An 18776-nucleotide genomic window follows, 5' to 3' on the forward strand; every position below is an offset into this window, starting at 1 on the left:
CTCCTTAACGTCTGGCGGCGGGCAATTTTGCCGCTTTATTTACGTCATACCACCAGGTATCAAAGCCGAGCGAATAGACAGGACGACTCCCCGGCATCGAAAATTTATCCCAGTAGGCTATCTGGTCGGCAGACATATACCACATCGGCAACATGTAATAATTCCAGGTCAGTACACGATCCAGCGCGCGTCCCAGGGGAAGCAGCCGTGCCTTGTCGCCCTGCGCTTGAATAATTTGCGCGATAAGCTTGTCGATGACGGGACTTTTTACGCCGGGGGAGTTATAGGTAGAGTCGATATAGGCCGACCCCCATGAAATTTGCAGGTCGGCGCTGGGCCACGGCATTGCCCGCCAGACGCGCGGCATCATATCGTAATCCCGGCTGCGCAGGCGGTTGGTTATCTGTGAGTTATCAACCTGTCGAATGTCCATCGTGATGCCCAGACGCGCGAGGTTATGCTGGAAAGGGAGCACCCACTGATTGTTGCCCCCTGAAGGCAGCAGTATCTCAAAAACGAAGGGTTTACCGGTTTTTGCATTAACCCGTTGCTGGTTTTTCATTACCCAGCCCGCCTGGGTAAGCAATTCGCTTGCCTTCAGCAGGTTTTCCCGATCGTAACCATCCCCTTTCGAGACGGCAGGGGTATAGATGGTTGTGAAAACTTCAGGGGGGATCTCGGCTTTCATCGGTGCCAGCAGCGTCAGTTCTGCCGCATCAGGGTAACCACGAGCGGCATACTCGGTGTTCTGAAAATAGCTGGTGGTCCGGCTATAAGCGTTATAAAACAATGCTTTGTTCATCCATTCGAAGTCAAACGCCAGGGAGACGGCTTCGCGCACTCGCCTGTCACTGAAGACGGGACGTTGGATGTTAAACGCCAGCCAGCGTGTGTCCTGAGCTGAGGTGTTCTTCTGTTCATCTTTGACGATATAGCCACGGCTAAAGTTGTTGCCGATGTAGCGGGTAGCCCAGTTTTTCGCGCTGCCTTCGGTACGCATATCAAACGCGCCCGCTTTGAAGGCTTCAAAGGCCACATTATCATCGAGGTAGTAATCGTAGCGGAGAGTATCAAAATTCCAGCGCCCGCGGTTTACAGGCAGGTTAGCTCCCCAGTAATCCTTCACGCGCGACCAGGTGACATACTGACCCATGCGCCAGGCAGTGATGCGATAGGGGCCGCTGCCAGGCGGGGGCGTGCCAATGGGATCACTTAGTTTATGATCTTTCCAGAATTTTTCCGGCATCACTGGCAAAGAGAGGAGGCTCAGCATGTTCTCTTTACCGGGTTCACCTAATTCAATGCGCACCGTCAGTGGCGCAATGGCTTTGACGGTCGTCCCTTTATAGATCAGGCGAAATTGTGGCACCCCTTCGGTCATAAATTTATGGAAGGTGAAGGCGACATCACTGGCGCGAATGGGAGAGCCGTCGTGAAACGTGGCTTTCGGGTTGAGCATGACCTCCACCCAGCTGTAGTCGTCGGCATAGCGGGCCATCTCGGCGATGAGCGGGTAGTAACTTCCCGGTTCGTCATCGGAGGTGGTAAACAGCGTATCGTAAAGGGACTCGGTGCGAACCGCGGCGTTTCCCCGCAGGGCAAAACGGTTGAAGTTATCAAAAGTGCCAATGCTGGAGAGAGTCACGCTGCCGCCTTTGGGTGCGGCGGGATTTACATAGTCAAAATGGGTGAAGTTGACAGCGTATTTAGGTTCGCCAATGACCGCAAAGGAGTAACTCTCTTTTATTGTTTGCGCCTGACCTGCCAGGCTTACGAGCATCAAAAATGCAATCACTACGCGCAAAAACGTCATGGGTGAGTTCCTTTACCAGCAGCGCTCCGGGCGCAACGTCGTCTTCTTATTGAATAATAAGGGAGGGCAGGTCCGTTGTGAAATAATAACGGCACTAAAGTCGTGATGAGAAGGGGGCGGGTTGCCATGCCATGAACTGCGCAAGCGTCATGGGGCGACTGAAATAGTAACCCTGCAGGAAATGGACGCCATGCTCACGCAGCCAGCGCGCCTGTTCCGGAGTCTCGACGCCTTCTGCCACCGTCGCCATATTCAACCGCTTCGCCAGCGTCAGAACGGCATCCAGCACCGGTGAGGTAACGGTTTCGGTGCCAATTGCATTGACAAAACCGCGATCGATTTTCAGATAATCAAGGGTAAAACGTTCAAGGTAGATCAACGCGCTGTGGCCAGTGCCAAAGTCATCAATGGCAATTTCATAACCTTCATTGTGTAACCACTGAAAAAGCGTTGCCGCTTCTGCTTCGTGAAGCATGTCGCGCTCGGTAATTTCCAGGACCAGACTAAAATAGTCCGCAGGCAGCGCATGTGAGAAAGCACGAATGTCATCTTTAAATGTACTGGCGTGCAGGTGGCCCGGCGCAATGTTGACACCAAGTTTTGCGCCTTCGGGAAGCAGGGTCTGGAGTGTTGCGGCATCACGGGCAATGAGCTTAAAAAGATGCAGCGTCAACGGGACAATCAGTTTCTGCGCCTCGGCAAACTGGATAAAGGCATCGGCTGGAATTTCGCCAGCCGTGGGGTGCTTCCAGCGCATTAAGGCTTCTGCGCCACGAACCTTAAGATCAGTGGCATCCAGCACGGGTTGATAGACCACATAGAACTGGTCACGCTTGATGGCTGTCAGGATCTCTTTTCCGGGCCGCAGGTGAATGGATAACACATAAGCGGCCAGCATTCCTGCAACTATCCCCGACACAACGCCGAATAAGGTGGCGAACTGAATATCTTCAGCTTTCCATTTTTTAGCGTACAGATAAATGGTCAACGGCAGGCCCGGCAGCGGAGCGACACGAAAAGGCGGCGCTGGCAGGGATTGTAAGTCAATGAGACCCGGTGAAAAGGTGGAGATAGCGTTATTGCCTATTCCCAGCGCAATGCCGTTCAACTCTTGTTGTTGTGGGCTATAGAGAAGAAAAGGGGCAAGGTTAATATTTAACGAAGCAAAGACGCCGCGACCATCTAAAAGTGGACTACGGAACCACATCACCACTGAGGGTTTACCCGGCATCATGGGGGTGCCGGGTAAGAGCGCCATATCCTCATCTTTTTCTAAATCTATTTCAGGTACCAGATCCCGCATAGAGCTATTCATGACGCCGGTTGCCGAGGAGCAGATGGCCCTGTCACCTTTAATGAGCAAAAAGGCGCGCACGTTGAGCGTAAAAGCGGCGCGGGAGGTCAGTTCGCTCGCAACCTCGCGGCATTCGTTCAGCGTGAGAGGTTGTAACGACTCCGCAGTGTTTCTGATATCGGAGAGATAGTCGACGAGCCAGTGCTGAATGCCACCCACCATCTCATCTAACTTTTCTTCATGCTTATTCTGTAAAATTAAGAACTGGGCCCCACCCACAATCATGGCTGCCAGAAAACCTGCCAGTATACTTAGCAGAAGGATTTTTCGGGTTGCTGTCACGTTGCGGGTAAACATCAGTACGCGTTATTCCGATGTGAAAGGGCGCTGAACAAAGCCATTGCGCTGCTTGCCTGCCTGGAATATAGCCTGGAATAGCATGGCGAGACATAGATTTTTATGGTGGAATTTAGCCAAAAAAAACACCGCCATCGCGGTGTTTTTTTATTGTCATTGCGCCAGCCAAGGGAATAACCGGCAAAGACAAAGATTAGCTACGGCTCAGTACGCGGCGCGCTTCATTATAGCGCTTCTTCCAGTATGGCTCGTCCATGCTGGAAATCATTACACCACTACTGGTGGAGGCATGCACAAACTGGTTATTGCCCAGATAGATACCTACATGACGACCGGTAGAACCTGCCCGGAATAAAACGAGATCACCGGTACGAAGGCTGGTGCGTGAAACTGAACGCCCCATCTCTTGTTGCTCATACGTTGAGCGCGGTAACTCTAAACCAAACTGTTCGCGGAAAGTACGCTGAACAAAACCGGAACAATCGATACCTTTCTTGGTGTCACCACCTAAACGGTAACGAACGCCTTTCCAGCTTGCATATTGATCCATAATGCGGGACTTGACGTCCAGATTACGAACCATACTTTCAAATTCATCCTGAGAGGCTTGCAGTGAAGAAGGATCTTCACCCACAGCATGCGTCTCAGGATGCATATTCTTTGCTGTGTTCGAGGAACACGCTGACAACAAAACGGCTACTGCAATCGCGGGAATCGCCCGCAAGATATATCTCAAAATCGGCTGAGATTTGACCATGTTAATTATTTTCCCTTGAAGTCCTTAACGAAAAATTCGTTATAAAAAATGCCAACGCAGCGAGAGTAATTACCTGGATTCAATGAGACAATTCTTGATGGTCAAATCTGTGGTAGACCGCACAAAATTATTCGCAATAAGAATATCGCTCTTTTTCAACGAGGCAGACCGAGAGTACCCTATCACCCTTAGCATTGCGAGCGCTTTTAGGCGTTTTTTTATAAGAAATAATGATACAAAAAGTTAATTTCCAGGAATGCGCAAAAAATAATCAATTTAGGTTAAAAACCCTACAACTGACTCATTTACAACATGAAAATTGTGACAGGGCAATGACGAAGATGCAGGAGTGTAAGGCAGTTTGTATCAGGGATCAAAACGATCCCTGATAGTAACAGCGTAGATTTGTTAATAAGATGTAAGGCGGTTGTTTACTTTCCCGGCAAATACCGTTCAAAAGCGGCGATTATTTTGTCACTGAGCGGTGTCATCAGGCACCACGGCAGAGCAATTAGCGCCACGGAGAGCGATCCAACGGCAATATCAGTAAACCAGTGCGCGCCACTCATTACCCGTGGGAAGGCGAAAACCACAAAAATAATCAGGGCGATGGCAAAGGCTTTTTTCCCAAAATAGCGCAGCATAATGGCGGAAAAAATTAGCAACATCATTCCATGATCGCCCGGAAAGCTATCTTTTGAGGCGTCTTTCGTCGGGAAAGATAATAATTCACTGACACGATGAATATCGCTGAAAAAGAGCGTAGGACTTGCACGTTTTATCGGAATAAGTAATTGCGCCAGTTGGTTGATTGCCACTGCAAACAACAGCATGGTCAGGCCAATAATAAGGATGCGGCGACGCCCCAGGCGGTCCTCCTTCATCCAGAAGCTCAACATCAGACATCCCATCGCCAGTAATGAGCAGGCGTCGAAGGCACGGTTGTTTGTTAACGCCACCAGCCATAAAAAGGCGCGACTCTCGACCAGACCCTGATTGAAGAAATGGAAGATGGACGCATCAAGCGTGAACCAGACACCATGATTTACAGGTAAGTACCAGGAGAGGGACAGCGCCAGGCCGGCGATATTAAGCAGTAAAATTTGCGGTAAGCGAGTTTTCATCATTAGCCATTCTTAACAGACACGGGCGCCACACTAGTACCCTTAATCTAAACGAAGCTTCAACAGACTGGACTGAAGCGCATTCCAGTCGGCTTCTGACGAGGTAATGAGCTCGATTCGACTATCGGGTGGGGCAACATTTTGCGTTTCAATGTGAAAATCCTGGCCCTGACGATTAAGCCGCACTAATCCTTCGGGTATGCGCATGACGCCCTTAACCCGCTCAACAGGGGCGAGGCGCGCCCACTCCATCAGACCGATAGTATCGAACCGGGTTTCAGCATCGAAGATCCAGCCGCAGGCCTGATGACCCTGCCCCTGATTCAGACTACGGCGCCAGCGCTGATGTTGCGGAAGACTCAATGCTGCAAGTCCTTTTTGCTCTCCCGTATGATGGTGATGTTGTGCACTGGTCGGCAGCGTGCGGGTATTACGACGCGGCATATCCAGTAGTTCGGCAGGAATATCGCCCTGTGTGGTGTTAATGAGCTGACGGTCTGCGCCATATAATTGCCACCACTGCCCGAACGCCTCAAGGCTCTCCGGTGTCGCCCGGTCTTGTTTATTGGCAACGATGATGTCGGCTGCAGCGAGCTGATCGCGAAAGTTTTCGTTGGTAAGCGTTTTTTCATCCAGCAGCTGGCGGGGGTCAAACAGGCACAAGGTGGCCCGCAGATCGATCCAGGGTTCGTACACCGGCGCCGTCAACATATCAAGGATCTGTTTGGGATGGCCCAGGCCGGTTGGCTCTATCAGTAAGCGGTCCGGCTTGCCCTGACGCAACAGGGTGTTGAGACCGACCTGCATCGGCAGCCCGTTGACACAACACATACATCCGCCGGGTATCTCTTTAAGCAACGCACCGCTGTCAGCCAGTAAGGCACCATCAATGCCAACTTCACCAAATTCATTGACCAGCACGGCCCATTTTTCGTGTTGGGGTTTATTTGCCAGCAGATGCAGAATTGAGGTGGTTTTTCCACTGCCGAGAAAGCCAGTGATAAGGTTGGTCCTGGTCACATACACTCCATCATTACGCACAATTGTTAGTGCAATAATCCTGGCGAATAAGTAAGAAAAAGAGAAGGGTGAGAGTGGAGAAAGCACTCTCCACTCTTTTTAAAGGCAAAAAAGGTTAACGCGAAAGGAGGCTGTGCACAGCTGCATGAGCACCGTGCTGTGCAAGATTATCCCAGGCTGACTGAATGGCATCGACAAACACGGGGTTCGTGCTGAGATCGCTACCGAAGATTTCGCTCAGGGTCAGCAACGCCACGACGCGCTCACTTTCGCTGCTGGTCCCGATGATGGCGCGAATTTTATCGACCAGCGGATCGCGCACGTCAATGTCAGCACCGGCATCATCCTTACCGCTGACGTAGCGCATCCAACCCGCCACGCCCAGTGCCAGCAACGACCAGTCGCTGCCACGCTGAAGGTGGATCCGAATGCTGTCGAGCATACGCTGCGGAAGCTTCTGGCTGCCGTCCATCGCGATCTGCCAGGTACGATGTTTAAGGGCCGGATTGGCGAAGCGTGCAAGAAGACTCGCGGCATAGGCATTGAGGTCGACGCCGCTGATGGTAAGGGTGGGCGCTTGTTCCTTTAGCATGAGCTGGTGCGCTGCCGCACGGAAGTCCGCATCCTCCATACAGTCTGCAATGTGCGCGAATCCCGCCAGGTAGCCAAGGTAGGCCAGAAATGAGTGGCTGCCGTTCAGCATGCGCAGTTTCATCTCTTCCCAGGGGCGGACGTCCTGCACCATCTGCACCCCGGCCACTTCCCATTGCGGACGACCTGCCACGAACGCATCTTCGATGACCCACTGAATATATGGCTCACAACTAATGGCAACAGGATCGGCAACCCCCAGCACATCGGCGATCTCCGCAAGGGATTCCTCTGTTGCGGCAGGTACAATGCGATCAACCATTGTGGAGGGAAAACTCACCTGCTCGCTGATCCAGTCGGCCAGTTCAGCCGAGCGGGTTTGCGCCATACCAATCACGGCATGTTTCACGATATGACCATTGTCCGGGATATTGTCACAGGAGAGTACCGTAAAAGGGGACAGACCGCGCTCGCGGCGGCGCGAAAGCGCCTCCACCAGAATACCCGGTGCGGAGTGGGGCTCGTCAGGGTGTTCAAGGTCATGGGCAATACGTGGCTGACTAAGGTCCAGCTTGCCCGTCGCTGGGTCAATGCAATAGCCCTTTTCAGTGATGGTCAGAGAAACGATAGCGACCTGGGGTTCGCAAAATTTTTCAATGATGGCCGCCAGGGAGTCCAGTTTTGCGTTCAGGCATTCATTTACCACCCCAATAATGCGGGCCTCGTTCCCTTCCGCGCCTTTTTCCAGCACCGTATAGAGGTGGTCCTGCTGACGTAGTTGCGTCATCAATTGATCGCCGCTGAACAGGCTAATCTCACAGATACCCCAGTCGCCGCCCCGGGCATTCAGCACGGTATCAGTTAACAGCGCCTGATGCGCACGATGAAAAGCACCAAAGCCGAAGTGAACAATACGTGAACGTAAAGCGTGACGGTCGTATTGAGGACGCTTTACCGAATCCGGTAGGGTAGCGGAGGCAATAGTCTGCATAGATGACACCTGTTTAACTAATAATTAACAATATGCAGTGTAAAGTTATATGACAGCAAATTAAATTGGTGTGCCTTATATATCCGGGGAATGTGAGCTGGATCAATCATTGCTGGCGTAGGCTTTGACCTGATTCGGGAAGCCTGTATGGTAGTCGTCATTAATGGCATTATATTGGTATAACAACTTTTTGAGGGTTACACGATGGAACAAACCTGGCGTTGGTATGGGCCGAATGATCCGGTGTCGTTGGATGATGTGCGTCAGGCTGGCGCAACGGGCGTGGTGACTGCGCTTCATCATATCCCAAATGGGCAGGTCTGGCCGATCGATGAGATCAAAAAACGCCAGGCGCTGCTGGCAGATAAAGGGCTGGTGTGGTCTGTCGTAGAAAGTATTCCTGTTCACGAAGAGATCAAAACCCACACCGGCCAGTTTGATACCTGGATTGCGAACTATCAGCAGAGCATCCGCAATCTGGCGGAATGCGGCATTGATACGGTCTGTTATAACTTCATGCCGATTCTGGACTGGACCCGTACCGATCTGGAGTATCAGTTGCCGGATGGCTCAAAAGCGTTGCGCTTTGATCAGATTGCCTTTGCCGCGTTTGAACTGCACATTTTAAAACGTAAAGGTGCCGAAGCCGACTACAGCGACGAAGAGCAGCAACAGGCGCTGGCCTGTTTCGAGGCAATGAGTGCCGCAGAGAGAGAGAAGCTGACGCGTAATATCATCGCCGGTCTGCCGGGTGCGGAAGAGGGGTATACCCTTGAACAATTCCATGCTCGCCTCGCGGAATATGATGGCATTGATAAAGCGCAGCTGCGTGAAAACATGGCTTATTTCCTGCGTGCCATTGTTCCGGTGGCAGAAGCCTGCGGCTTACGTCTTGCTGTACATCCTGACGATCCGCCGCGTCCTATTCTGGGCCTGCCGCGCATTGTCTCCACGCTGGAAGATATGCAGTGGCTGAAAGAGGCGGTAGACAGCATCCATAACGGCTTTACCATGTGTACCGGCTCCTATGGCGTGCGCGCCGATAACGACCTGGTGCGGATGATTGAAACTTTTGGCGACCGCATCCACTTTACACATCTGCGTTCGACCTGCCGCGAAGCCAATCCGAAAACGTTCCACGAAGCGGCGCACCTGGGTGGCGACGTCAACATGGTGGCCGTGGTAGACGCGATTCTGAAGGAAGAACGTCGCCGTAAACATGCCGGTGATTTACGACCCATTCCGTTCCGTCCGGACCACGGGCATCAGATGCTGGATGACTTACGTAAAAAAACCAACCCAGGTTATTCTGCTATCGGCCGTCTGAAAGGGATGGCGGAAGTGCGTGGCGTTGAGCTTGCGCTGAAAATGACCAAATACCCCGAGCTGTTGTAAGTCACACACTGCCGGTAGCCCGCCACGTTGCTTAAGCGCGTAACGACGTGGCGGGTGAGAAGGGCGGGTATTTATCCCAGCCGCTGCACTGCTTTCTCCAGCGCCATACGTAACAGATGGCGGTCGTGGCGGTAGGGGATATCACTGGCTTCAAGGGTGTCCTGTATGATCACCCGATCGCTGACCGCCGAGACATCAACGTGTGGCCCCACCACAACCGCATCAATGATCGGCTTGCCAACATACTGTTCCATTATGCTCAGCTTATCTTTTAGCGTCAGGCTGGCGGCTGCGACACTCAACTCTTTTCCCAGATTGCCAATATAGACCACGGGAGCAGGAGTCCGTCTGAGCGCCTGCGCCAGATCTTCCAGCAAAAGCAGCGGCAGGAGACTGGTATAAAAACTGCCTGGCCCAATCAGGATTAAATCCGCCTCGGCGATGGCCTGAATCGCCTCCCGCGTCGCGTGGACCTTCGGAAAAAGCATTAGCTCTTGTACCGGGGACTCCAGCTGATCGATATCCACTTCGCCATAGACCAGGTTGCCCTCGCTGTCCGTGGCCATAAGATCGACAGGCTGTTCGGACATGGGAATGAGGAAAGCATCCACTTTCAATAAGTTACGAATAATATTAATGGCTTCCAGCGGGCGCACGCTGAGGTGGTCCAGCGCCTTTAACATCAAGTTTCCGAGGTTATGCCCGGAAAGTTCGCCATTACCGCTAAAACGGTATTCAAACATGGCTGAGGCGACGCTGGGTTCAGCAATTAACTGATTTAAACAGTTGCGCATATCGCCCCACGCGATGCCGCCTTCAGAGCGGCGAATTCGACCGGTTGAGCCGCCGTTATCCGTGGTGGTGACAATGCCGGTCAACCTTGAACCTAATGATGATAGCGACGACATCACGCGGCCCAGACCATGGCCGCCGCCGAGTGCAACCACCCGGTCGAGGTCAGCAAGAGTGCGATTACGCATAGAAATCCTTGAAAGAAAATTACCCGGTTACGTTAGCCTAAATACCACCAAAAGACGATGCCCTGTCCGGCGGAAAATGACACATATCAAAGCAAAAATACCATTTACACGTACTCTATATCGAAAATGTACAATTAACTCGTTATATATAGTTTTACATAGCGATATTGATGATGGCGCAGGTAAGCAGTTCGCGCTACTATCGCCGTAACGCTCAGGTAGCGTTACCTACAACATACACTCAAGCCTCTGTGCCTACGTCTGATGATAAGGCATTTTGGCCGTGGCGATGCCTTCGGGTATCAGCCGCCAGGGTGCAGGAAGAAATGACTGCATCTCCCGTATCTGGAAAGGTGTACATGGCCACACAACTCACTGACACGTTCGCGCGTAAGTTTTATTATTTACGTTTGTCGATCACAGATGTGTGCAATTTTCGTTGCACATACTGCCTGCCTGATGGCTACAAGCCTGGTGGCATCACCAATAACGGTTTTCTCCGTCTGGAAGAAATCCGGCGCGTCACGCGTGCGTTTTCCTCAATGGGTACCGAGAAAGTCCGACTGACGGGCGGGGAACCCTCGCTGCGCCGTGATTTCACCGACATCATCGCTGCGGTACGCGAAAATCCCACTATCCGCCAGATTGCGGTGACCACCAACGGTTATCGTCTTGCACGTGATATTGCCAACTGGCGTGAGGCCGGACTGACAGCGCTTAACGTCAGCGTGGACAGCCTCGATGCCCGACAGTTTCATGCCATCACCGGTCAGGACAAGTTTCGCCAGGTGATGGACGGCATTGATGCTGCCTTTGCTGCGGGCTTCGAAAAAGTAAAAGTGAATACCGTGCTGATGCGTGACGTGAACCATCATCAGCTCGACACCTTCCTGGCGTGGATCCAGCCTCGCCGCATTCAACTGCGTTTTATTGAACTCATGGAAACGGGTGAGGGGAGCGACCTGTTTCGCAGACATCATCTGTCCGGCATGGTGCTGCGCGATGAACTTCTGCGTCGTGGCTGGATACGCCAGCTGAGTCAGCGCAGCGATGGCCCCGCACAGGTCTTCTGCCACCCGGATTATGCCGGCGAAATCGGCCTCATCATGCCTTATGAAAAAGATTTTTGTGCCACCTGTAACCGGCTGCGCGTCTCGTCAACCGGCAAACTGCACCTGTGTCTGTTTGGCGACGGGGGCGTGAATTTGCGCGATCTGCTCCAGGAGGACTGGCAGCAGGAGTCGCTTGAGAGGCGCATTACCGAAGCCCTCGGCCACAAAAAACAGACCCATTTCCTGCATCAGGGTCATACTGGCATTACGCAAAACCTTTCTTACATCGGCGGATAAACGCCGCAAGGAGATAGTGAATGAGTCAGGTCAGTGCGGAGTTTGTAGCAACCCGTATCGCTATTCTTACCGTGTCCAGCCGGCGTAGCGAAGAGGATGACACGGCCGGTCACTGGCTGCGCGATGCGGCTCAGGAGAGCGGTCATCAGGTTGTTGCCAGAGCAATTGTAAAAGAGAACCGCTATGCCATTCGTGCCCAGGTCTCGGCGTGGATCGCCAGCGATGAAGTTCAGGTTGTGCTGGTCAACGGCGGCACCGGTTTTACCGAGGGCGATCAGACACCCGAAGCCCTGCTGCCGCTCTTCGATCGTGAAATCGAAGGTTTTGGCGAAGTGTTCCGTATGCTCTCATTCGAGGAGATTGGTACCTCAACCCTACAATCCCGCGCGCTGGCAGGGGTGGCAAACAAGACGCTGATTTTCGCCATGCCCGGCTCGCCGAAAGCCTGCCGTACCGCCTGGGAAAATATCATTGCGCCGCAGCTGGATGCCCGTACGCGTCCGTGTAATTTTCACTCCCACATTAAGTCCTGAACGATGACGCAACTGACCCACATTAACGCCGATGGCGAAGCGCACATGGTCGATGTGTCTGCCAAGGCAGAAACCGTGCGCGAAGCGCGCGCCGAAGCCTTTGTTACCATGCTTCCTGAAACCCTGGCGATGATCATTGACGGCAGCCATCACAAGGGCGATGTTTTTGCCACCGCACGCATTGCCGGAATTCAGGCGGCGAAACGAACCTGGGATCTGATTCCGCTTTGCCATCCATTGCTGCTTAGTAAAGTGGAAGTGCAACTGGAGGCGCAGTCTCAGCAGAATCGGGTGCGCATTGAGTCAGTGTGCCGTCTGAGCGGTAAAACGGGCGTCGAAATGGAAGCGCTGACCGCCGCCTCGGTCGCGGCGCTGACGATTTACGACATGTGCAAAGCCGTCCAGAAGGATATGGTTATCGGCCCGGTCAGACTACTGGCTAAAAGCGGCGGCAAATCTGGCGACTTCAGGGTGGAGAGCAATGATTAACGTACTTTTTTTCGCGCAGGTCCGTGAGCTGACCGACTGTGATCGTCTGACGCTTGAGCAGGAATTCACGTCGGTGGAGGCGCTTCGTGCCCATCTCGCCCAACGCAGTGACCGCTGGGCGCTGGCGCTGGAAGAGGGCAAATTGCTGGCAGCGGTGAATCAGACGCTGGTGAGTTTCGACAGCCCCATCGCAGACGGCGATGAAGTCGCCTTTTTCCCGCCGGTGACCGGAGGCTGAGATGACACAGACACGCATTCAGGTCGGCACCGCAGCGTTTAGCGTTGGTGACGAATACAGCTGGCTTGCGCAGCGGGATGAAGACGGTGCTGTCGTCACCTTTACCGGCAAAGTCCGCAACCATAATCTGGGCGACAGCGTAAGCGCTCTGACGCTTGAGCACTACCCAGGCATGACGGAGAAATCCCTTGCGGCTATCGTTGAAGAGGCGCGTGGGCGCTGGCCCCTTGGCCGGGTAACCGTTATCCATCGCGTGGGTGAGCTCTGGCCGGGAGATGATATCGTTTTCGTCGGCGTCACCAGCGCCCATCGCAGCAGCGCCTTTGATGCCGGACAGTTCATCATGGATCAGCTGAAAACACGGGCACCGTTCTGGAAACGAGAAGCGACAGCACAGGGCGAGCGCTGGGTGGACGCGCGGGACAGCGATAAGCAGGCCGCGCAGCGCTGGTAACGTTTTACCCCGAATGTGTTAGGCTTAAGGCGACTAATCCCATTAATCAGGAGCGATTTATGGACCGATTTCCACGATCCGATTCGATAGTGTCATCTGCCCGCACGGGCCTGCAAACGTACATGGCACAGGTTTATGGCTGGATGACCTGCGGGCTGTTACTGACGGCCTTTGTCGCCGGTTACGCCGCCAGCAATGAAAATATCATGGCCCTGGTATTCTCAAGCCAGATCACTTTCTTTGGCCTTATCATCGCCCAGCTTGGGCTGGTGTTTGTGCTGTCGGGCATGATTCAGCGCTTAAGCGCTGGCGTTGCCACGACGCTGTTTATGCTCTACTCGGCACTGACCGGGCTTACGCTTTCAAGCATCCTTTACATCTACACCACAGAATCCATCGCCGCGACCTTTGTTGTTACCGCCGGGATGTTTGGTGCCATGAGTCTTTATGGCTATACCACCAGGCGCGATCTTAGCGGTTTTGGCAATATGCTCTTTATGGCGCTCATCGGCATTATTCTGGCGTCGCTGGTTAACTTCTGGCTGAAAAGCGAGACGTTGATGTGGGTAGTGACTTACGTCGGCGTGATTGTGTTTGTCGGGCTCACCGCCTACGACACGCAGAAACTGAAAAGCATCGGCACGCAAATTGACGTGCAGGATAAATCCACACTGCGCAAATATTCCATTCTCGGCGCGCTGACCCTCTATCTGGATTTTATCAACCTGTTTCTGATGCTACTGCGCATCTTCGGCAACCGCCGTTAATCCCGTTTAGCCGGATGGGGCCAGGCCATCATCCGGCGCTTCCTTATCTGGCCATTGCCTTTTCGTTTTTCGCCCGCAGTTTTTTCGCCCGGCTTTCGAGCAGCAGGTAGGCAATCAATGCCAGCAGCAGTGGAATAAAATAGTAAAGCACGCGGTAGGCCAGCAGGCCCGCGATGATGACCCCCTGTGAGGTATGCTCTCCGGCAAGCAGCGCCAGGAATACCGCTTCCAGCACGCCAATCCCGGCCGGGATATGCACTATCACCCCGGCAATACTGCTCACCAGCAACACACCAAGCACAAAGAAGAAATTAGCCTCCTGGCCCAGCAGCATCCAGATAATGACGCCCATGACTATCCAGTTGGCGCTGGAAATAGCCATCTGCGCGAGGGCGAACTGCCAGGAGGGGATAACGAGCTTTTGGCCTTTAATGGTGAAATGGCGACGTTTTGCAAACGCACAAGCCCACAGATAGAAGGCGATAAACAGCAACAGTACCACGCCAATAATACGCAGGGTGGTGTCAGAGATATACCAGTGGGCCGGGATATCCACGACGCCAAAGGTAAAAAGGATGCCACCAAGTAAAATGTAACCCAGCCAGTTCGTGGTGATACTGAGCGAGAAAATGCGCGTGATTGTACTGCTTGGCAACCCCAGGCGGGAATAGAGGCGATAACGCATGCCAATCCCGCCGACCCAGGTACTTAGCGTCAGGTTGAAGGCGTAACAAATAAATGACACCAGCATCACCTGACGTTTAGCCAGCTTATGGCCGCAATAGGCGCGCCCGAGCAGGTCATAACAGCCGTAAATCAGGTAGCTTATCACCACCAGTGCGGCGGCCCCGAGCAGCACGGTACGGTTATAGTCGCGAATGACTTTCCAGACCTCCTCCCAGTCGACCTTTTGCGCATAGAGCACCAGCAGGACCGCCACTGCGATAAAGAACAGCCAGGTGAGGATTTTTTTGGTTAACCGCCAGCGTGAATGAGATTTCGCCATCAGGATTTCACCTCCGAGTTTTCAGGCGTGATGCGATCCTGCGTTTCCAGTTCGGGTTGTACGGGCGGGTCCACCTGCGCGAGCTTAGGGGTATGTGCCGGCAGCCAGCCTACGAGTGCAGGGAAATGGCGCAGGAAGTGGAACACCACGACCCCTTTTGCCAGATTCCACCAGGTCCGTTTCGGCGCCATTGACTCATCCACGCGCTGGCAGTCGCGGGCGATAATGCCGTTAAGATTTTCCCGCAGAGTATGGTTAAACTCGCGATCATGGATAATCAAATTGGCTTCGAGATTCAGGGAGAGGCTTAACGGGTCGAGATTACTTGAACCCACGGTTGCCCAGTGGTCATCCATCAGCGCCACCTTGCCATGCAGCGGTCGGCGGCGATATTCATACACCTGCACTCCGCCTTTCAGAAGATAGTTATAGAGCAGTTCTGCCCCAACCTTAACGATAGGCATGTCCGGTTCACCCTGCACAATTAACTTCACGCAGACACCACGACGTGCTGCATTCTTCATGGCATGCAGCAGGCGATAACCCGGGAAGAAATAAGCATTGGCGATAATGACCTCACGCTTCGCATTAGCCAGCATTTTCAGATAGTGGCGCTCAATATCATCACGATGATCGTCGTTATCGCGCCAGACAAACAGGACCTGAGCTTCACCCGGCTTGCGGTTATCCTCCGCCTCATGGCGACGGCGTTGCCACCAGCGCCGGACCGGCGCATTCTGAGGCAGGTTTTCCACCTCAAACTGCAGTATGTCCTCCACGACCGGCCCTTCGACACGCACGGCGTAATCCTGCTTGGCCTCAGGTCCATAGCTGCTGACATGCTCGGCCGAATAGTTGATGCCGCCGACAAAGGCAACGGTATTATCGATAACCACGATTTTGCGGTGCATCCGGCGAAAGACGTTAGTGCGCATGCCGAGCAGACGCGGGCGTGGATCATAGTAACGGAAGACCACCCCGGCAGAGGTTAGCGCATTGACGAAATCGTCACTTAAATCCGGCGAGCCGTAGCCGTCCAGCAGCACTTCAATATTGACCCCACGCCTGGCCGCCTTCAGCAGCACGCCGTGCAGCTCACGGCCCACCTCATCCTCAAACCAGATAAAGCTCTCAAGGATAACTTTCTGTTTTGCCTGGGCAATAGCCTCGTACACCGCCGGATAGTAGTTTTCGCCGTTTTCCAGCAACTGAATCCGGTTCCCTTCGCGCCAGCTGCATTTCATAAGTGGATCTCCGCACTAAGAGGGGCATGGTCCGAGAGATGACGCCAGTTGCGCAGAGGCAGCGCTGTCGGGGCGCTGGCGCTGGCATTTTTTACATAGATGCGATCAAGACGCAGGAGCGGCAGACTGACCGGAAACGTACGCGCCGGTCGACCATTGGCGCGGGTGAAAATTTCATCCAGACCGGCCTGAGTTTTAAGCGGGTGGTTGGCGCGTTGACGCCAGTCGTTAAAATCACCGGCCACCACCACCGGCTCGTTCTCCGGCAGGGAGTTGACCCACTGCGCCAGCATGTTGAGCTGCGCGGTCCGGTGAGCTTCGCGCAGGCCAAGATGCACGCAAATCACATGTATCGGGCGTTCAATCTCCGGGGGCACGATGCGGCAGTAAAGCAGTCCACGCTTTTCGCTGCCATCAACCGACACATCCCGGTTTTCATAATGCTCAATCGGGAAACGCGACAGCACAGCATTGCCATGATGGCCTTCCGGATACACGGCATTGCGTCCGTAGGCATAATCGCTCCACATGGTGTCGGCGAGAAACTCGTAGTGGGTGGTGTCGGGCCAGTTCTCTACATGCAGGGGATGCACTTCATGCGCGCCCATCACCTCCTGCAGGCAGACAATATCTGCGCTCACGGTACGCACGGCATCACGCAGTTCCGGTAAAATGAAGCGGCGGTTAAATGCGGTAAAGCCCTTGTGTGTATTAATGGTGAGCACTTTTAATGAAAATTGCCGGGTTGATTGGGTCATATTTCTCCTGCCAGCGTCACTATCCTCATGAAATAAATTGTAGTCTCTGTCACAAAAAGAGTCGGGGTTACAGAATTTTCTGCAAATATCAGTACTCTCTGATCAGTTAAACATTCTTCCGGAGAGAGTCCATGAAGTGGCAACAACGTGTTCGTGTCACAACCGGTCTGAGTTGCTGGCAGATAATGTTGCATTTACTGATTGTGGCGGTGCTGGTGGTGGCCTGGATGAACGCCGCCATGGTGCGTGTCGGGCTGGGACTCTGTGTGGTCTACGGAGTGACTGTACTGTTGATGTTGTTTTTACAGCGCCATCACGACGCGCGCTGGCGAGACAGCGGCGATTTCCTTGAGGAGCTGACCACCACCTGGTATTTCGGCGTGGCCATGATTGTGCTCTGGCTTCTCTCCCGCGTTATGCAAAATAATCTGCTGCTGGCGCTGGTTGGGCTGGTCATCCTTGCCGGCCCTGCGCTGGTATCTCTGTTAGCAAAAGATAAAAAGCTAGGCAATTTTTCGTCTAAACATGGCATACGCCGCTGAACCTGTCGTGGCCGTAATCACCAGTAACGGCCACACGCTTCCCCACACAATGCCAAAGCTCGCGTCCTTCAGATAGATCTGTTTGGTAATATCCGTGAAGTGGCGAATAGGGTTCACCCACGTCAGATTCTGCAACCAGACCGGCATATTCTCCACCGGTGAGACGTAGCCCGAGAGCAGTATGGCGGGCATCATAAAGACAAATACCCCGATAAAGGCCTGCTGCTGCGTCGCGCACAGTGACGAAATAAGCAGGCCAAAGCCCACCAGCGACAATCCGTAAATCAGCATAGTGAAATAGAAAAGCAGCAGCGAACCGGCAAACGGGATCTTGTAGGCGAGGATCCCGACCGCCAGTACTATGGTGGCCTGAAAAGTGGCAACAACCAACGCCGGAACCGCCTTGCCAACAAAGATCTGCCAGGTCGCCAGCGGGGAAACGAGCAGTTGATCGAGGGTACCCTGTTCGCGCTCGCGGGCAACCGACAGCGAGGTCACGATCATCACACCGATGGTAGTGATCATGGCGATCAGTGACGGCACCACGAACCACTTATAGTCCAGGTTCGGGTTATACCAGTTGCGCACCACCAGTTCGCTGTTATTAGGCCTCGTTTTGCCGGTCAACAGTTCCTGCTGGTAATCCTTAACGATGGTTTGCAGATAGTTTGCGGCTATCTGAGCACTGTTGGAGTTGCGCCCGTCCAGAATGAGCTGCAAGGGGGCCGGAGTGAAACTGTCGAGCTTGCGCGAAAAATCGGCCGGGAACCGCACCAGCAGCAACGCTTTTTGTTCATCAATCGTCGGGCGAATATCCTGCGGACTGTGAAGCACAACCACGTGGGTAAAGGCTTTCGCACGGGCGAAGCGCTGGGTGAGCTCAACGGCGTGCTTGCCGTTATCTTCGTTGTAAATAGCGATTGTCGCATTGGTCACTTCCAGGGTAGCGGCGAAGGGGAACAGCAGCACCTGAAGGAGCACCGGTAAAATCAGTATGGCCCGGGTTTGCGGCTCACGCAGCAACGACTGTAACTCTTTACGAATCAAGGTCCATAAGCGATGAATCATCATGTA

19 protein-coding genes and 1 riboswitch are annotated in these 18776 nt (G+C 53.5%); of the genes, 8 read left to right on the forward strand and 11 right to left on the reverse strand.

Going from position 1 to position 18776, the window contains the following annotated elements:
- Window positions 1-4 precede the first annotated feature (4 nt).
- The 6 genes from KXR87_RS02950 to KXR87_RS02975 all read right to left on the reverse strand — a co-directional run bounded on the left by KXR87_RS02950 (window position 5) and on the right by KXR87_RS02975 (window position 7947).
- A complete protein-coding gene (locus tag KXR87_RS02950) occupies window positions 5-1780 on the reverse strand; it encodes an extracellular solute-binding protein (RefSeq protein WP_437430818.1) in 1776 nt (591 codons plus the stop codon).
- Window positions 1781-1907: 127 nt separating this feature from the next.
- Entirely contained in the window at window positions 1908-3464 is a 1557-nt protein-coding gene (locus KXR87_RS02955) for a cyclic di-GMP phosphodiesterase (protein ID WP_437430775.1), read from the reverse strand.
- 193 nt (window positions 3465-3657) lie between these two features.
- On the reverse strand, window positions 3658-4221 hold the full coding sequence (mepS, locus tag KXR87_RS02960; protein ID WP_437430776.1) for a bifunctional murein DD-endopeptidase/murein LD-carboxypeptidase: 564 nt from the start codon (window positions 4219-4221) through the stop codon (window positions 3658-3660).
- A gap of 431 nt (window positions 4222-4652) precedes the next feature.
- Window positions 4653-5345 (reverse strand): phosphatase PAP2 family protein, encoded by a 693-nt coding sequence (locus KXR87_RS02965; protein ID WP_437430819.1) that lies wholly within the window; start codon window positions 5343-5345, stop codon window positions 4653-4655.
- 42 nt (window positions 5346-5387) lie between these two features.
- Entirely contained in the window at window positions 5388-6365 is a 978-nt protein-coding gene (locus tag KXR87_RS02970) for a CobW family GTP-binding protein (protein WP_437430777.1), read from the reverse strand.
- Window positions 6366-6480: 115 nt separating this feature from the next.
- Complete coding sequence (locus KXR87_RS02975; RefSeq protein WP_437430778.1) at window positions 6481-7947, reverse strand: mannitol dehydrogenase family protein; 1467 nt, start codon at window positions 7945-7947, stop codon at window positions 6481-6483.
- A gap of 204 nt (window positions 7948-8151) precedes the next feature.
- On the opposite strand from KXR87_RS02975, the gene uxuA reads away from it, so the two are divergent.
- Complete coding sequence (gene uxuA, locus KXR87_RS02980) at window positions 8152-9342, forward strand: mannonate dehydratase (protein WP_437430779.1); 1191 nt, start codon at window positions 8152-8154, stop codon at window positions 9340-9342.
- Between the two features lie 71 nt (window positions 9343-9413).
- On the opposite strand, the gene yvcK is transcribed toward uxuA, so the two are convergent.
- Entirely contained in the window at window positions 9414-10322 is a 909-nt protein-coding gene (gene yvcK, locus KXR87_RS02985; RefSeq protein WP_437430780.1) for a uridine diphosphate-N-acetylglucosamine-binding protein YvcK, read from the reverse strand.
- Window positions 10323-10548: 226 nt separating this feature from the next.
- A riboswitch (molybdenum cofactor riboswitch) is annotated at window positions 10549-10694 on the forward strand.
- Between yvcK and moaA the strand changes: the two genes are divergently transcribed.
- The 6 genes from moaA to KXR87_RS03015 all read left to right on the forward strand — a co-directional run bounded on the left by moaA (window position 10682) and on the right by KXR87_RS03015 (window position 14152).
- Window positions 10682-11671 carry a GTP 3',8-cyclase MoaA gene (gene moaA / locus KXR87_RS02990; RefSeq protein WP_437430781.1) on the forward strand — a complete coding sequence of 330 codons (990 nt, stop codon included), beginning with the start codon at window positions 10682-10684 and terminating at the stop codon, window positions 11669-11671. Its footprint overlaps the riboswitch before it by 13 nt.
- Before the next feature lie 20 nt (window positions 11672-11691).
- Window positions 11692-12204, forward strand: coding sequence for a molybdenum cofactor biosynthesis protein B (moaB, locus tag KXR87_RS02995; protein ID WP_437430782.1), 513 nt, complete (start codon window positions 11692-11694; stop codon window positions 12202-12204).
- 3 nt (window positions 12205-12207) lie between these two features.
- A complete protein-coding gene (moaC, locus tag KXR87_RS03000; RefSeq protein WP_437430783.1) occupies window positions 12208-12693 on the forward strand; it encodes a cyclic pyranopterin monophosphate synthase MoaC in 486 nt (161 codons plus the stop codon).
- Window positions 12686-12931, forward strand: a complete 246-nt coding sequence (gene moaD, locus KXR87_RS03005) for a molybdopterin synthase sulfur carrier subunit (RefSeq protein ID WP_437430784.1) — start codon at window positions 12686-12688, stop codon at window positions 12929-12931. Before moaC ends, moaD begins: the two co-directional genes overlap by 8 nt.
- Window position 12932: 1 nt before the next feature.
- Window positions 12933-13385: a molybdopterin synthase catalytic subunit MoaE gene (moaE, locus tag KXR87_RS03010; protein WP_437430785.1), complete on the forward strand. Its 453-nt coding sequence runs from the start codon at window positions 12933-12935 to the stop codon at window positions 13383-13385.
- 59 nt (window positions 13386-13444) lie between these two features.
- On the forward strand, window positions 13445-14152 hold the full coding sequence (locus tag KXR87_RS03015) for a Bax inhibitor-1/YccA family protein (RefSeq protein ID WP_437430786.1): 708 nt from the start codon (window positions 13445-13447) through the stop codon (window positions 14150-14152).
- Between the two features lie 43 nt (window positions 14153-14195).
- Here the strand turns inward: KXR87_RS03015 and KXR87_RS03020 are convergent, their stop codons facing one another.
- From KXR87_RS03020 to KXR87_RS03030, 3 genes are read right to left on the reverse strand one after another with little or no spacing between them, the layout of a single operon-like run.
- Window positions 14196-15158, reverse strand: a complete 963-nt coding sequence (locus KXR87_RS03020) for a lysylphosphatidylglycerol synthase domain-containing protein (RefSeq protein ID WP_437430787.1) — start codon at window positions 15156-15158, stop codon at window positions 14196-14198.
- Complete coding sequence (clsB, locus tag KXR87_RS03025; RefSeq protein WP_437430788.1) at window positions 15158-16402, reverse strand: cardiolipin synthase ClsB; 1245 nt, start codon at window positions 16400-16402, stop codon at window positions 15158-15160. The genes KXR87_RS03020 and clsB overlap by 1 nt, the downstream gene beginning before the upstream one ends.
- Complete coding sequence (locus KXR87_RS03030) at window positions 16399-17160, reverse strand: endonuclease/exonuclease/phosphatase family protein (protein ID WP_437430789.1); 762 nt, start codon at window positions 17158-17160, stop codon at window positions 16399-16401. The genes clsB and KXR87_RS03030 overlap by 4 nt, the downstream gene beginning before the upstream one ends.
- A 131-nt stretch (window positions 17161-17291) precedes the next feature.
- On the opposite strand from KXR87_RS03030, the gene KXR87_RS03035 reads away from it, so the two are divergent.
- Window positions 17292-17702, forward strand: a complete 411-nt coding sequence (locus KXR87_RS03035; RefSeq protein WP_437430790.1) for a YbhQ family protein — start codon at window positions 17292-17294, stop codon at window positions 17700-17702.
- On the opposite strand, the gene KXR87_RS03040 is transcribed toward KXR87_RS03035, so the two are convergent.
- Window positions 17664-18770: an ABC transporter permease gene (locus tag KXR87_RS03040; RefSeq protein WP_437430820.1), complete on the reverse strand. Its 1107-nt coding sequence runs from the start codon at window positions 18768-18770 to the stop codon at window positions 17664-17666. The two genes, KXR87_RS03035 and KXR87_RS03040, sit on opposite strands and share 39 nt — an antisense overlap.
- Window positions 18771-18776: the final 6 nt, after the last annotated feature.

It is taken from the genome of Yokenella regensburgei (assembly GCF_051486985.1).
Lineage (GTDB): Bacteria > Pseudomonadota > Gammaproteobacteria > Enterobacterales > Enterobacteriaceae > CBFFRJ01.